13 protein-coding genes and 3 pseudogenes are annotated in these 15,079 nt (G+C 43.7%); 4 read left to right on the forward strand and 12 right to left on the reverse strand.

Annotated elements, in window-relative coordinates; all coding sequences use genetic code 11:
• Positions 1 to 19 precede the first annotated feature (19 nt).
• Positions 20 to 295 carry a DUF1816 domain-containing protein gene (locus QUA25_RS03930; protein ID WP_333035734.1) on the forward strand — a complete coding sequence of 92 codons (276 nt, stop codon included), beginning with the start codon at positions 20 to 22 and terminating at the stop codon, positions 293 to 295.
• A 162-nt stretch (positions 296 to 457) separates the two neighbouring features.
• On the opposite strand, the gene QUA25_RS03935 is transcribed toward QUA25_RS03930, so the two are convergent.
• Both QUA25_RS03935 and QUA25_RS03940 read right to left on the reverse strand, forming a co-directional pair.
• Positions 458 to 1,468, reverse strand: coding sequence for a J domain-containing protein (locus QUA25_RS03935; protein ID WP_333035736.1), 1,011 nt, complete (start codon positions 1,466 to 1,468; stop codon positions 458 to 460).
• A gap of 1,296 nt (positions 1,469 to 2,764) precedes the next feature.
• Positions 2,765 to 4,054, reverse strand: a complete 1,290-nt coding sequence (locus tag QUA25_RS03940) for a glucose-1-phosphate adenylyltransferase (RefSeq protein ID WP_333035737.1) — start codon at positions 4,052 to 4,054, stop codon at positions 2,765 to 2,767.
• A gap of 767 nt (positions 4,055 to 4,821) precedes the next feature.
• On the opposite strand from QUA25_RS03940, the gene QUA25_RS03945 reads away from it, so the two are divergent.
• A complete protein-coding gene (locus tag QUA25_RS03945) occupies positions 4,822 to 6,288 on the forward strand; it encodes a glycoside hydrolase family 13 protein (protein ID WP_333035738.1) in 1,467 nt (488 codons plus the stop codon).
• A gap of 189 nt (positions 6,289 to 6,477) precedes the next feature.
• On the opposite strand, the gene QUA25_RS03950 is transcribed toward QUA25_RS03945, so the two are convergent.
• Complete coding sequence (locus tag QUA25_RS03950) at positions 6,478 to 6,891, reverse strand: fasciclin domain-containing protein (RefSeq protein ID WP_333035740.1); 414 nt, start codon at positions 6,889 to 6,891, stop codon at positions 6,478 to 6,480.
• Positions 6,892 to 7,054: 163 nt separating this feature from the next.
• Positions 7,055 to 7,480 (reverse strand): DUF2358 domain-containing protein, encoded by a 426-nt coding sequence (locus QUA25_RS03955; protein WP_333035761.1) that lies wholly within the window; start codon positions 7,478 to 7,480, stop codon positions 7,055 to 7,057.
• A 58-nt stretch (positions 7,481 to 7,538) separates the two neighbouring features.
• Between QUA25_RS03955 and QUA25_RS03960 the strand changes: the two genes are divergently transcribed.
• A complete protein-coding gene (locus tag QUA25_RS03960) occupies positions 7,539 to 8,117 on the forward strand; it encodes a hypothetical protein (protein WP_333035741.1) in 579 nt (192 codons plus the stop codon).
• Between the two features lie 34 nt (positions 8,118 to 8,151).
• On the opposite strand, the gene QUA25_RS03965 is transcribed toward QUA25_RS03960, so the two are convergent.
• The gene (locus tag QUA25_RS03965) at positions 8,152 to 8,547 is read right to left on the reverse strand and encodes a VOC family protein (RefSeq protein WP_333035742.1); all 396 of its coding nucleotides are present in this window, start codon (positions 8,545 to 8,547) and stop codon (positions 8,152 to 8,154) included.
• 53 nt (positions 8,548 to 8,600) lie between these two features.
• The gene (locus QUA25_RS03970; protein ID WP_333035744.1) at positions 8,601 to 9,788 is read right to left on the reverse strand and encodes a histidinol-phosphate transaminase; all 1,188 of its coding nucleotides are present in this window, start codon (positions 9,786 to 9,788) and stop codon (positions 8,601 to 8,603) included.
• A 167-nt stretch (positions 9,789 to 9,955) separates the two neighbouring features.
• Here QUA25_RS03970 and QUA25_RS03975 point away from each other — a divergent pair, with 167 nt between their 5' ends.
• Positions 9,956 to 10,255, forward strand: coding sequence for a WGxxGxxG family protein (locus tag QUA25_RS03975; RefSeq protein WP_333035745.1), 300 nt, complete (start codon positions 9,956 to 9,958; stop codon positions 10,253 to 10,255).
• A 154-nt stretch (positions 10,256 to 10,409) separates the two neighbouring features.
• Here the strand turns inward: QUA25_RS03975 and QUA25_RS03980 are convergent, their stop codons facing one another.
• The 6 genes and pseudogenes from QUA25_RS03980 to QUA25_RS04005 form a co-directional block, all read right to left on the reverse strand.
• Positions 10,410 to 11,117, reverse strand: coding sequence for an ROK family protein (locus tag QUA25_RS03980; protein WP_333035747.1), 708 nt, complete (start codon positions 11,115 to 11,117; stop codon positions 10,410 to 10,412).
• A 282-nt stretch (positions 11,118 to 11,399) separates the two neighbouring features.
• Positions 11,400 to 11,474: pseudogene (locus tag QUA25_RS03985) on the reverse strand (hypothetical protein); the annotation flags it as partial.
• Positions 11,475 to 11,726: 252 nt separating this feature from the next.
• On the reverse strand, positions 11,727 to 11,909 hold the full coding sequence (locus QUA25_RS03990; protein WP_333035749.1) for a group II intron maturase-specific domain-containing protein: 183 nt from the start codon (positions 11,907 to 11,909) through the stop codon (positions 11,727 to 11,729).
• A gap of 274 nt (positions 11,910 to 12,183) precedes the next feature.
• Positions 12,184 to 13,137, reverse strand: a pseudogene (locus tag QUA25_RS03995) (reverse transcriptase domain-containing protein).
• A gap of 449 nt (positions 13,138 to 13,586) precedes the next feature.
• A pseudogene (locus QUA25_RS04000) lies at positions 13,587 to 14,691 on the reverse strand (IS630 family transposase).
• 186 nt (positions 14,692 to 14,877) lie between these two features.
• The gene (locus QUA25_RS04005) at positions 14,878 to 15,054 is read right to left on the reverse strand and encodes a hypothetical protein (RefSeq protein WP_333035751.1); all 177 of its coding nucleotides are present in this window, start codon (positions 15,052 to 15,054) and stop codon (positions 14,878 to 14,880) included.
• Between the last annotated feature and the right edge of the window lie 25 nt (positions 15,055 to 15,079).

The following is a 15,079-nucleotide window of genomic DNA, read 5'->3' on the forward strand; positions in this document are numbered from 1 at the left end:
AGTATTCCCCGAGGTAAATATGTTTGAAATCTCTATGTTGGGTATGTTTTTCACGGCTTTTTGGGTGCTAGCTCAACCTGCTAGCAGCACTCGACGCGACGAATGGTGGGTAGAAGTGGATACAGATTCGCCCAAGGGTACCTATTACTTTGGGCCCTATGACAGCAGACAGGAAGCTTCTGACAGATCGACCGGCTACATCCGAGATCTGGAGAACAAAGGAGCTAAAAAAATTACCATCAACCTCAAACAAGGTAGTCAACCTACTCAGCTAAGAGCTAGCGAAGAGTCTTGAGAAGGTTGGAAAGTGCAAATTACGGGCGAAGAAAAGTTGAGTTATTAACAGGGTATTTTTCAAATGAGAGCGCGCTTGCATACAGTAGGGACACAACAATGCTGTGTCCCGAGGAAATAGTGAAGAAAGAATCTTATTTGCGCCCGAGAAATGCACGCTTTTTCAAAGCACCATCTGATTGAGATTACTGCGAGGATTAAAAGTACGGTTTGCTTGGATTTTCTCGTAGCACTCGCGTTCGACAGTGGTGAGTTCTTTCGGTGGCACGATCGCAATTTTTACTAACAAATCAGTCCGCTCGTCTTTCTTGGGTTTCGGCCATCCTTTGCCCCGCAACCGCAAAGACTGACCCGAACGAATCCCGGCTGGAAATTTCACAGTGATCATACCTTCAGGCGCCGGCACTTCAATGGAAGCTCCCAACACCGCTTCATCGGGAGTTATAGGCACTTCGCAGACCAAATTTTCTCCCTCAAACTGGAAGAAAGCGTGAGGCAAAACTTCTAATTTTAGGTACAAATCTCCCTGCTGCTTCGTGTAGGGGTCAACTTGACCTTTGCCTTTTATCCGAATTTTACTGCCGGTTTTCACTCCGGCTGGAATTGAAACTTCCCCCGTGGCGACTCGCTTGGAAGTTCCCCGAAATGCTTCCCCCAGAGTCAGGGAAATGGCGACCTCGGTGTCGAGAGAGCTTCCTGCGGTGCGGTTTTCGTACCCCGCGAAATCTTCAAATCCGCCAAAACCTGTGGGCCCGCCGCTGGTGCTGCGGTAGTTGCTGTAATTCCACTTGGCATTGCGGGCACTACCGGGACTACTACCTGCGCGGCCTAGCAAGGCATTGATAAATTCGTCAAAACTGCCGTACTCGCTGAAGTCAACCCCGCCAAAGTCTACATTCGTACTGCCCCCCCCCGGCCATCCGCCTGGAGTGGTGGCAGCTTGCTTCCAGTATTGACCGTATTGGTCGTATTTTTTGCGTTTTTCAGGGTCTGAGAGCACTTCGTAAGCTTCGTTTACTTCTTTAAAACGAGCTTCGGCTTCTTTGTTGCCGGGGTTCATGTCCGGGTGATATTTGCGGGCTAGTTTGCGGAAAGTTTTTTTAATTTCGTCAGAACTGGCAGTTTTGTTGAGTCCCAAAATAGCGTAATAGTCTTTAAAATCTGTTGCAGCCATTAAGCAATCCCCTCTTTATTAGTTGTTATTTGTTAGTTGTTAGTTGTTAGAAAGAATAAATCCCAAATTAGCCGCAGGATGGCGCATTAGTATAATGCCAGGAGCCGAAGTGCCTGCGGCATCTCATTCAAATTATAGGTTATCAAAGGTTTGGACTCGATCGAGTTCGGTTGTTGCTTGGCGTTCGATCGCAATTTCCGCACTCCGCTGCTGTTTAAGATTTTATAGCATTCGGATCTCTCGTGCTGAAGGGAGCCAGAGCAGCCGCCTCTAGAAATGCTTTTGGGATTCGACAGCAAAAACAATGCTTTCATCAATTAAGAACGTCCTTACCCTAGATGCCCTTGCTATACCTGTGAGCTGTGAGACGGGGAAACTCCTGCGACGAAAACTTTGTGGGGAGTTATGAGGCTTAGGGCTGTCGAGAGGCAGCAGCCCGGTTGAGATGAGGCGGGGAAAGCTGCTGCTGTTGCGGGCGGGAGACCAGGAGGGTTGACTGGCGCGGACGATCGATCTTTTTGGTCTTTTTTTCCGGGGCGCGGTGCGATCTAACTTCTCGATCTGAGCTTTATCACCCCATCCAAATCTTAGCAGGTTTTCATCAGCAAGTTCGATCCAATCTGATGTCTAAATTGTGACTATATAATACCCTAAATTGCGCCGTTATCCCACAAAATTTCTAGATATTTTTTATTAACCCCAGACCCGTCCTATAAAATTTTATTTTTACAACCTTTGAAGAGATTTAAATCCCAGTAATATAACAGAATTTCTCCGCTGTCTGTTAGCTACATCACACACTTGTATAAAACATTAAGATAGGATAGTAGAGCGATAAGCTTTTAACGCTACTAGGGTGCTAACATTATGAATTATTTGCTAAGTTGGCCTTGTGGCTGCTGCGACGATTGGAAAGATAGTTCCGAGAGTTCTGTTTTACTCAGAAACGGGCAGCGCATTTGCCAGTCGTGCTACCAGCGCAAATACAAGAATCAGAAGCTATTCGCCAGACGCAGGCGAGCGGACATATCTGTATCACGGCAGACAGTAACAGAGAAGGTCGCTTATTAATAATGCGCGAGCCTTTGAATAAAGCCAAGTATTTCGACAACCTCGCATCAGCGGTGGAAATTAATAATCAACAAAAAAAGAATGAATTTTGTCATCAGTCATCAGTCATCGGTCATTGGTGATCTGTCACTAATTTCATTATTTATAATCAGTCACTTGAAAAGCAGGTAACAGATTTTAACTTAAAAAACTAATGACTGACGACTAATGACTAATGACTAATAACTAAATGATAGTTCCATCAGGAATCGTGGCATTTTTCAGGACTACGATAATGCCGCTGCGGATGTAAAAACCTTGGTTTTCGCGGTTTGCTTCTTCCACTCGGTCTTTATTAATTATTTGAACATTGCGGCCAATGCGGGCATTTTTATCCACAATCGCGCGGCGAATTGTAGTATCTGCACCGATACCGAGGGCGACGCCGCCGCTGTCCAAACTCGAATGCCGTTCGGCGTCGGGTTCGTAGAAGTCAGCACCCAGGACCAGGGTGTCTTGAATCGTACATCCAGCTTCAATGCGCGATCGAACTCCCAACACAGAATGGTCGATCCGGCACTCTTTGAGAATGCAGCCTTCAGCAATAATCGATTCAGTCACGTGAGTATTTAAAAGCTTAGTCGGCGGCAAGAAACGCGGGCGAGTATAAATCGGCGCCTTTTCATCGTAGAAACTGAAAGGCGGCTTAGGCTGTTTTGTCAGAGCCAAGTTAGCCTCGTAAAAAGCCTCAATGGTTCCGATATCTTCCCAGTAATCGTCAAACAAATAAGCTTGAACGTTGTGGTCTTTTGCAGAATTCGGAATTATCTCTTTACCAAAATCAGTTTGATTTGGAGATTCTTTCAGGAGTTTAATCAGAACTTCTCTTTTGAAGACGTAAATCCCCATCGAAGCAATGTAAGGACTTTCCTGAGCCTGCTGCGCTGTTAGTCCCAGTGTAGTAGTATCCACCTGCATTTGTTTGAGCGCATCGCCTTTTGGCTTTTCGCTGAAAGAAACAATGCGGCCGGTGTCGTCGATTTTCATCAAACCAAAATCCGAGGCCCGCTTCTCGTCCATTGGCAAAACCGAGAGGGTGATATCCGCGTTGGTTTCGCGGTGTCTCTGCACAAACTTCTGGTAGTCCATGCGATAGAGGTGATCGCCCGAAAGAATCAAGTATTCATCAACGTCCCACTGTTCTAGCAGCGAGAGATATTGGCGAACTGCGTCGGCTGTCCCTTGAAACCAGTTGGGGTTTTCCTGAGTTTGCTGGGCGGCGAGTACCTCAACAAATCCCTCGGTGAAGCCGGAAAACTGGTAGGTGCGAGAGATGTGACGGTTGAGGGATGCCGAGTTGAATTGGGTGAGGACGTAGATTTTGACTATTTCCGAGTTTATGCAGTTGCTGACAGGAATATCGATGAGGCGATATTTGCCTGCGAGGGGAACTGCGGGTTTGGCTCGCAGTTTGGTTAGGGGGTAAAGGCGGGTGCCTACACCGCCACCGAGGATGATGGCTAAGACTTTTTTCAAGGAACTTTCTCCCTAGGGTCGATTAACTCTCCAAGTACAGTGTCGGATGGTGAGGGCTTCTTGACAAGGGGGGGGAGCAAGGAAGTTTTGAGTTTTGAGTTATCAGTTGAGTCGCCTACACAGAAACCGGGTTGTTTAATCCAAATACTTCTTCAAATCCTCAATAACAGTTAAAAAACCCGGTTTAGAAGAGTTGGAGTGCGTCCGGGACTGGAGTTAGGAGTTTTGAGTTGTGAGTTAAAATACCCATCTATCCAGAATGGATATTTAAAAAAGTTTTGAGTTGTGACTTAAAATACCCTTCAATAAATAAAGGCAGTTTAAGGAAAGAATAAGGTTCGGGGTTTGGGCTGTTAATAATAAGTCTTTTGGGTAAATTCCCCGTTTTCACAATTTATCAATCGAGGCTCATGGCGCTGTTGTTCTTTTTCAAGGCAGGTCGATCGCGCCACCACGGGCGCTGACGCTCTGTATGGGCCCTTCTTCGCGCTCTGGTTCTGCTTGAGTTTGAGCCGGTTTTTTTTGCGGGCGTTTTTGTTATTTGAGTTTGTCCGACTCCACAGCACTCAGGAAGCGCCCCCCGTCGGGACGATAAATTTCTTCTAGGTAGAGTCAGTTTTCTATTTTAAGATTGACCGCAAATTTGTGTAATATTTTACAATTTGTCGATCGACCAAATGGGATAAAATGTCTATTCTCTACCAAAAGCTAGATCCGCAACAAACATCTGCTACTGTAGCCTAACCCCTAAAAGCTAAAAAAAGTGTATGCAAATTCAAACGCCAGACTGGGTTAAACACGCGGTATTCTACCAAATATTCCCCGATCGCTTCGCCAAAAGCAAACAGCCTCGCAAACGCCTGCTGCAAAACTTCATGTGGGAAGAATGGCACGAAATCCCCACCCTGCAAGGCTACAAAGGCGGCGACTTGTGGGGCGTGATGGAACAGCTAGACTACTTGCAAGACTTAGGCATTAACGCAATTTATTTTACCCCCATATTTCAGTCGGCCAGCAATCACCGCTACCACACCCACGACTACTATCAAGTCGATCCGATGTTGGGTGGCAATCCGGCTTTTAAAGAGCTTCTAGACGCCGCTCACGATCGCAACATCAAAATCGTCCTCGACGGCGTATTCAACCACGCTAGCCGCGGCTTTTTCTTCTTTCACGACATCCTCGAAAACGGCCCCCATTCTCCTTGGGTAGATTGGTTTAAAATTGAAGGCTGGCCCCTATCTGCCTACGACGGCAATTTTCCTGCTAATTATGCCGGTTGGGATGGAAATCGAGCACTTCCTGAATTCAATCACGATAATCCAGAAGTGCGAGAATACATCATGGAAATCGCCGAATATTGGATAAAATTCGGCATTGATGGCTGGCGGCTGGACGTTCCTTTTGAAATTAAAACCCCTGGATTTTGGCAAGAATTTAGAGACCGAGTTAAAGCCATTAATCCCGAAGCTTATATTGTTGGCGAAGTTTGGGAAGATGCGAGAGAATGGCTCGACGGCAGTCAATTTGACGGAGTAATGAATTATCTTTTTGCTGCGCCGACTATTGCTTTTACAGCGGGCGATAGAGTTGATTTAGCTCAAATTGAAGGTCGTTCTTACCATCCCTATCCGCCGCTTTTTGCTAAAGAGTACGGCGACAAAATTCAGCACGTTTTGGAACTCTACCCGTGGCCGATACAGCTAACTCAACTTAATTTGTTGGCTAGTCACGATACAGCGAGGTTGCTGTCAATTGCTGGGGGCGATAAAGCTAGCGTCGAACTCGCTACTTTGCTGCTGTTAACTTTTCCGGGAGCTCCTAGCATTTACTACGGCGATGAAGTTGGTTTACCCGGTGCTCTAGACCCCGATTCTCGCCGCGGTTTTCCCTTACAATCTCGCTGGGAACTTGATGTTTTAGATTATCATAAGCAGTTGATAGCTTTGCGGCACAAATACGCGGCCCTCCGCACTGGATCGTACCAAGTTCTGTTTGCTGAAGGAACGGTTTACGTTTTTGCCAGAATTTTGGGGGATGAGGAAATAGTTGTTGCGATCAATGTCGCGACCGAAGAAGCTAATATTAGCTTTGAGGCAGCTAATTTGAAATCTCCTCACGAGAAATTGCTGTTTGGGAAAGGCGAGTTTGTTTGGAAAGGTGACGGGGAAAATCGGCTTTTAGAATTGATGCTGCCGGCGCGCTCAGGATTGATTTTAGGTTCGGATAATTAGTTCAGCAATTACGCAAGTGTCACGATCAAATCGACTTGTAGGGTGCGTCCGACCGAGTTATGGACGGATGAGCTATGGTTTGGGTTATGACGCACCTTACTAATTGTAACACTTGCGTAAGTTCTCTAGTTTAAAATGTCAGGTGCGCCCATAAGCACCCTACTAAATTTAGAGATGTCACAAGTTTGGTTATGCTGCAAGCAATGTTGGTATTAGCACCGCATCAATCATATGAATGACGCCATTGTCGGCAAGAATATCTGAAGTGAGAACTTTAGCATCATTCACTTTAATGCCGTCAGAAGTATCAATTCCCACTACAGAACCTTCCACTGTTTCAGCAGAACTTAACTCAAGCAAATTCTCACTTAGTACCTCGCCAAACAGAATGTGATAAGTCAGAATTTTCTTGAGCTTGGGTATGTCTTCCAGCCAAGAGGTAATAGTGTTCGTACGAATTTTGGCAAATGCCTCATCAGTTGGTGCTAAGACGGTATAAGGTCCCGGACTTTGCAATAAATCTAACAAACCAGCCGCTTCAATAACAGTCACGAGGGTTTTGAAAGAGCTGGCATTGGTGGCAGTCTGGACAATATCAGCCATGATGTTTTTCAGGAGTGCAAATAGCAGAAAATGAATCAGAGGCGACAATCATTTTAGCAATTTACAAATAGCAGAAAATGAATCGGAGGGATGATGATTATTTTAGCCATTATAAGTTAATTGGGTGGCTGGCCCTGATCTCGGCGCGATCGACCTTTTTGGCTTATACTTGGGTCGCCTCATCCCCCTTGCGGAAAAACTGCTTTAAAATCTCTCCGGGCTCTCTGTCCCAGGTGTCGATATGTTCGTAAATTAAGCCGTCTTTATCCAGTTTATAAGTAGAGTAGCCGTTAAAAAAAATCCGAGCTTTCCAGGGAACCCGCAGTTTCCCGCGAACAGTCCAATTTGCCACAATAGTATCATGGGCTGTCTGACCTACGTCGTGCAGGTCGAAGTAAATCTCGTTAAAGAATAGCTGCCCGTGAAATCGAAGAGTCCAAAAGATAATGCGATAGTTAATTTTTCCTTTAAATTTGTTAACCGGGTCTTGAAAATAAACATCTTTTGTGTAGATGTCGTAGGAGATGTCTTTTTCAAAAAGCGTCGGGAGATCCGCTTTCAGGGTGTCTACTGCTTGTTCTACTTGCATTTGATATTCGATCGCGCTCAAACTACCACCTTGTGACAGTATTAATTTATAACTTTAAATGAATAATCTCGATCGGCAGCGGGATGAGAAAAAAATTGATACTTCATCCAGCTCTAATATTACCTCTAATTATATTGTCCGCGCCGGCCTTTCTGCTGGCCCGGACTTGCGACATCGAAACCTTGGCACAGATTTGACAGAATACCCCCACTCCTCTGACATTCTCGCAGAAATCAACAGCGGTAAGCTGTTGATGGTAGATAGCCGTCGCCGGAACGGCCTAATTTTGATTAAACGCTTCCACGCGGAGTTTGCCGGACCTGGGGCTGCCGTTGGGGGCGTTTTTGATGTTGACTCTCAGCAGGCGATTCCCGTGGGCGATTTTTGTTTGGTTTGCCCTCAATCTCCCGAAGAAATACAGAAAGCTTTTGGAATTCGGCGGCAGTGGGTGCGGTTAATGGAACAGTTAACGGCAAAGCCTACAGCTTTGGAACGCGCACAAATGGTTTTAACTCAGTTTGAACAATATTTGGATTCGGAAATAGTGGCACAAATTCCCGATGAAGCTTTGGCACTTTTAGTAGGCGTATTTCCCCAAACCATTCGGGCGGCACGGCAAGGAAATGATCAGTTATAAATTGGTGTAGATACCTTAGGCTGCGATCGGGCTGCTACAAGCTCCACTCGGCATTCTGCAAAACGACTCGATAGCCATCTGGGTCTTCAAAGGTCACTCCATCTTTGTCCCAGTAAGGATTGTAGGAGTTTACAGGATCAAATCCCATTGCTTTCATTCGCTCAACAGCCTGCTGCCATTCTTGTTGGTTAGGAAGGTAAAAGACGATAAGATTGTCTTGAGTTGGAGCGCCACCTACAATATGTCCCCGTTGATGGATGAATTCAAAGTGGTGGCTTTCTCCTGGCATCCCAACCATTACTCCGTCAAAACCTTCATGGTTTTCAAAACGATCGAGGATTTGCAGCCCTAAACCCTCTGTGTAGAAATGAACAACTCGATCGAGGCAATCCGTTGGACGAGCAACCCGTAAAACCTTTCCTTGAAGCATATATACCTTCTCCAAAGTTATTTTTGTGTTAAGCAGAAACTGGAGACAGAATATTATGAGTTGTCAAAAATTTCTCCTATTCGATCGACTGTTCGCTGATTTTCCTCCGGGCTACCCACCGTAATTCGCAAACCTCCCCCAGTATGGCGAATTAAAGTACCTCGCTCTTTTAGCTGCTGCATGATTTGTTTGTGTTCAGTTTCTGCTAAATTACGATCGCCAGCTTTCACCCGCAGGTAGACGAAGTTAGCCGCACTCGGCCAAACTTGCAATTTTTGATGCTGAGTTAGCGCTGCAATTAATTGCGATCTCTCTGCTATAATTTCGGGAATTACTGCCAGCAATAACTGCCGCTGCGCTAGGGCAAACTCGGCTGCGGTTTGCGAGAAACTGGGGAGGTTGTAGGGGAGGCGAATTTTTTCTAAGGCGGCTGCCAGTTCGCGATGGGCGATCGCATATCCGACTCTCATTGACGCTAACCGAAATGCTTTGGAAAATGTGCGTAAAATTATCCAATTCGGGTGATTGTGCAATTGGTCTGCTAAAGTATTTTGGCTGAATTCAAAATAGGCTTCGTCAATTACTACTAATATCTCTTCGGGTAAATTTGACAACCATTCTATTTCATCTGGTGTCAAAGCATTGGCTGTGGGAGAATTGGGATGAACGACAAAGACGGCGCGCACGGGGGGATTTTGATTTTGGGCGATCGCCTTTTTAGCCGCCTCGATATCGATTTCAAAATTCTCCTCTTTTCGCGGAACACTCACAACGGGAATGCCGAGGGTTTGGGCAATTATTCCATACATCGAAAAGGTAGGATTCGCAACCAAAATAGAGCCAGTACCGCCTAAACAAGTAGCTATTAAGATGGATCTAATTAGTTCGTCGGAACCGTTGCCCACAGAAATATTGTCGGCTGTAATGGCGGTTTTGGGCAGTGTAACCCCCCCTAGCCCCCCCTTGTTAAGGGCGGGGACATTTAGGGATTCATTGACGTATTCGGCGAGATCCTCTTTGAGGGCTGCGTGTCCTCCGTCGGGATAGCGATTTGTCTCAATTAATTGCTGGTAAGTCCAAGCTAGCTTTTTTTTTAATTCCTCTGGCAACTCGTAGGGGCATTCGTTGGTATCAAGGCGATCGATCGCACTTTCCGAATGCGCTGGTTCTCCTGATGTGCCGCCCGGATGGGGAGTGTATGCGGTAAGTTCGGCTAAATCTTTTCGGATAAAGGGAAGCATGGTATAGTTTACGACTTTTTATTTTAGATAATCTGCTTAGAAGCATCTGAACTTAGCATAGAGCGTCTTCTATCTCGAAAGCAAGAGGAGAGGGGGATTTAGTTTCTGTCGCTCGATTGATGCCGGGGGCGCGCCCAATTGATTATTCTTAGAAAGTAACTGCTAATATGTGGAAACCAAGTATGAAAGTCAAGCCGTCAGAGATCTCTAAAAATGCCGCCGCTACCCTCATAGCTTTGAGTTTGGCTATTCTCCCTTCAGCTATGCCTGCCTCAGCTCAAACCGAGTCAGCTCCGACCCAAAACAATACTGATTCTAATGGAGTCGTTCTCGACAGAACTCCCTTTCAAGAAAGCAAAAACGACAACAATCATTGGGGTGCTTTGGGTTTGTTGGGCATACTCGGTTTGGCTAATCTGTTTCGCAAGGATGAACCTAAACGCTACCGCGATCCGATGGGCGAATAATTTTTTAAACGACCATCACACAAGCCAAAAACCAAATCAACCGTCGTGGATTCAGAAACCGGGTTTTTTACCTAAAGAGTGGATTATTTCCTTTAATCCGAGCAAAAAATCCGGTTTCTTTGATATTGATGGGAATTTTTGCCACCAAGTTTACTCAATCACGCCACAAAGCAATCCCGCCCAATAAACCGCTCACATTTGGTACTATTTTAACCTGTGGCGGTAACTCAAAAGCTATCTTTTTAGTATTGCCACCGCCGATGTAAATGCGATCGCAGTTAAAGAGATTTTGCACAGAGGTGAGCGCTTTTTCTAGACGGCGATTCCATCTTTTGGAACCGACTGTATCTAATGCCGATCGCCCTAATTGCTGTTCGTAAGTTTCCCCTTTGCGAAACGGGTGATGTCCTAATTCTAAATTGGGTACCAAGATACCATCGACAAATAAGGCAGAACCGAAACCTGTACCCAGGGTAATTACTAATTCTACCCCCGTCCCAGCAATTGCTCCCAATCCTTGAATATCCGCATCGTTAGCCACTCGCACAGGTTTTCCCAAGCGATCTTTGAGGGTAGTTTGTAAGTCAAAATCTATCCAAGACGGATCTAAATTCACTGCGGTTTTGATGACGCCTAGACGCACGACGCCTGGGAAGCCGACGGATACTCGGTCAAATTCCCCTTGTCCGCTCGCTAAAGAGGCGATCGCCTCTAGTACGGGTTCCGGTTTCGGTGGTTGAGGCGTTTCTACACGGCTGCGTTCCGTTTGGGGTTCGCCTTCATTGTCCAAAACCATAACTTTGATGCCACTTCCGCCAATGTCAACGGCTAAGGTGCGAGTCGATCGATCTTGTTCAGTCATTTGATTGTTAAGACTTGAAAGTTGGTCAGGTTTTAATTTTTGAATTGGCAAAAATTTTGAATCGCTTCCCACCTTTCCGCTAGGAAAGTTCCCACAGAATGATCATCTTCTAATTCGATTAATTGCACCCAGGGATGGTTAGCGGCAAAATTTATGCTAGCTGTTAGATTCGATAGGGGCATTTCTCCACCTACCTCTACTTCAGAACCCGACCTGAAACTTTCGCCTCATCCGGATCCTTGATATCTTCACCCTTGTTATGGGTACAATTCAAAACGGGTTTTAATCATGGTTCTTGTGGAAGGAACCGTCTTTTTCCGTTTTTGTGTCGTGACAGTGTTTATGTAGAAGTTGGAGGTTTTTAAATTTATCTTTGCCACCTAGGGAGGTGGGTTAGATATGGTCAACTTCTACAATGTCTGTAGGTGTAAAGTACAAACCACAGTGGCTACATTTACCTTTTTATTTCTTAATGAGTATTCCTACTATTGTTGGTGTGTCATGGTATTCTCCAAGTCGTTTACTTCAGTAAATCTACTGACTATTATAGGGTGTTGAATTGCCTTTTACGTTTACGTGCCTTACGATATTCGTTGTTGCATATTGGACTCACTCAAAACCTATTTCTGTGCTGACACACCAATTTAGTTCGCCTACTGTTCGCCAGTATTTGTCTTTGTTGATGTTACCTTTTTCTCGTCCTTTTGCCCATCCTCTTAGCTTGTGATCAGCAAGATTATCTAATTTTTGGAAGATTTTCTTACTTACTAATGCTGAGTAATAGTCTGACAATCCCCGGATGATTGCATTTTACCTCTTAATTAAGACAGATAGAGGGGAGTGTTTATAGCAATCTATTACTTCAGCTCTTTTTACGAGATGAGCCTGAATTTTTTGGTTGGGACGGGGTGATTATTGTCTTGAAACCTAGTGGCTTTCCATTTGTAGTTTTGGCATCTCTATAGTTACCTACGGGATACTGTTGTATATGGAATCCTAAAAACTAAAACCCAACATTTCCATTATATTTGTTGAGAAGGTGGGTTAATTTTGTTGGATTTGGTTTCTACTCTAAGGCAATATCACTCCACCAGTAGGCAATTATCTTCTGACAGGTGAGTATTACGTCAATGTCTTTGTACATTATCACAAAATCATCGTCGTATCGGGTTAAACTTAGGGAACATTGTTTCTCTTTTTTATTGATTCGTGAGTACCCTTTTGTTAGCGTTTCCGCATATTGCTTAATCCTTTCTTCCATTCCGTGTAGGGCCATGTTAGCCAGCAGCGGGGAAATAACCCCTCCGGGTGGCTTAGCTTCCTTGGTAGAAAAAATTTTACCTTGGTCTAACAGGCCACTTTTAAGCCACGACTTAATTTGTTATCGGAGTCGTGAATAAGTATTTATTTTGTCAAGTAACGCTTTGTGATTAATGGGGTCAAAGCATTTGGCAATATCAGCATATAGCACATATTTGGCTTTATATCTGATACTGTTAAAGATTGATCCTATCGCATCGTGACATGATCTTCCTCGTCGAAAACCATAGGAGTTGGGCTCGAATGATGCCTCCCATTCTGGCTTAAGCGGTGCTTTTACAACTGATTCTAAGGCGCGGTCGTACATTGTGGGTATGCGTAATAGTCTTGACTCATTAGTTCCTAGTTTTGGAATCATTACCCTACGTGTAGATTGTGCTTTACCAGTTGTTTTGAGCTCATTTACTAGCTTAATTCGTTGCTTCCGGGTTAGTAATTTAATACCATCCATTCCGGCTTTACGTTTACCAGCATAGTCTTGTGTAACCCGTCGTACCGCTAGAACCTTATTATACCATGAATTAATCAAGCTCTTTTGAAGCTTACCAACTGCTTTAACATCACCATGTTCACTTGTTCGATAGATACGTTTTTGCGACTTGAATTTCAATTTTTCGGCTTGGCGCCCATTGATTTGATTCCATTCCAGCGTCCGGTTGTCTCGCGTTGTAGACTTATTCATTGCTACGATAGTTCCCATCTTTGAAGTTACCGGGCATCTGTCTGCGTATCTCTGTCATTACAATAGAGCATTAGCGTCTGATACACTCCCTATCTCATGTACTCTTCGTTAGCTACTTACTGGGTGATCCACCTGTTCTTCTCCAGAATACATGATAGTTACTTCGTTCCAAATACAAATTGGTAGAGTTTTTAGTGTGATGCTATCCACTGGGTTTCTGGGCAGTGCTTATAGGAAGAAGTTAAAATCGCCTATGCCATATCCTTGCCTTTTGGCATGGTGTTAATCAGCCATTAGACCACTTCAATATAACGATGATTCACCCACATCTTTGCTTTCGCTACACATGAACTATTGCTCGACATTTACCAGGTTGGGCTACCAGTAGGCTGCCTTGGACCCCCGCTTTACTCTGTTAGTGGCTACCTAACAAAATAGGGGATAAGCTGTTCGACATCTAAACTGCATTAACTCGCGTTACCTTTATTTTTTATTTTTCTGTTCCATTTCATAATTACTACTCCTTCATTTAAAAGTTTATGTAACACTAATTCTAGTTTTTCAATGTATTCAAATAATCTATTGGCAACATATTCCTTGGCAGAATGCCATACTAATTCAACTAGGTTATAGTCAGGGCTATATTTGGGCAAAAACTCTATGATGAGATTGGGCATTTCTGAGGCTATTTTCTGCAAAGTCTCTGCTTTTTTATGAAAACTAGCGTTGTCCAAAATTATCATAAACTTACAGCCTTTATCTTGAAAATCTTCCACTAAATTTCCTTGCAATATCCACTCGGCTTTTAAATCTCCATAAAAATTTTTCAGCACAGCATAAAAATTAGCATAATTTCCAGAGGGAATAAAATCTACCCATCTTTTTTTGTCTGAATATCTCACTCCATCCATCACATTAATACGGCCTTTTAGTCGCTCTCCTATGAAGGTTAATTCGAGTTCTTTTTTTACACCAGCTTTTCCTTCTAATCACTCTTCAACTAAATCCACTCTCGTCCCAAAACCATACCTGTAAAAGGTCTGGAGATGCTTTTTCTATTTTTAGATACTCAACTAATTTATCTTTTAATAAACCCCTTTATACGGCATCTTGCTTATCCTTCAAGCTGTATTTAGCCCAAAGCTAAACATAGTTTTTTGATTTTAAAATTCTTCTTACTTGGTTACTACTCAGCTCAATTACCGTCTGTTCTCCTAGATATATTGCAAGTCTAGCTGTTGTCCATCTTCCGAACTCATAACCATATTTTTCCGGGTCTACTTCAAGTGTTTCTAAAAGAGAATTAATGTATTTATCTGTAGCTTTTCGGTAATTACCCTTCATCCTGTTATCTTTAAAACTGTCTAAATTTTCAGGATCACCGTGAACACTCCAATAGGCAACTTTTCGGAGAGAACATCCAATTACTTCAGCAGTTTGAGCTTGTGAGCTTCCGTTATTTAGTAATAAAAATACTAACGCTCTTTGTCGAATATCTGGATGCTCATGGTCTTTTGATGCTTGTTGCAGAGTTTCCTTTGTTTCAGAACTGAGGAAGTTTTTAGTAGGCATTAATTTTATATTAAAATTATTATAGTATACCATACAATATGCGTTTTAGATGCTGAACAGCTTATTTCCCAGGTAATTTTTTGACTAGGTATAGAGAATGTTGATGTAATTTATGACTTTTTTTACCCTGTGTAAAGTTAATTTACTGACAATTTATGCCACCTGTAAAATGATTCTAATTCCTTCCTACGGGCGATATAAAATTACTTTTATTTCTCGATTTTTAACAGCTTTGTTAACAATTTTATCTTTTTTTTCTTCGTTTTCATGGCTGTTCAATCCACCTAACCCCTCTAGGTTGGGCTTATAGTTAAGCTGATACGCAGCTAGATTGTATAATATAAATATAAAATAAGCGCTCATTAGTTAGAATGTATGCCAGCCAAAA

It is taken from the genome of Microcoleus sp. Pol17C6 (genome assembly GCF_036701145.1).
In the GTDB taxonomy this organism is placed as follows: Bacteria; Cyanobacteriota; Cyanobacteriia; order Cyanobacteriales; family Microcoleaceae; genus Microcoleus.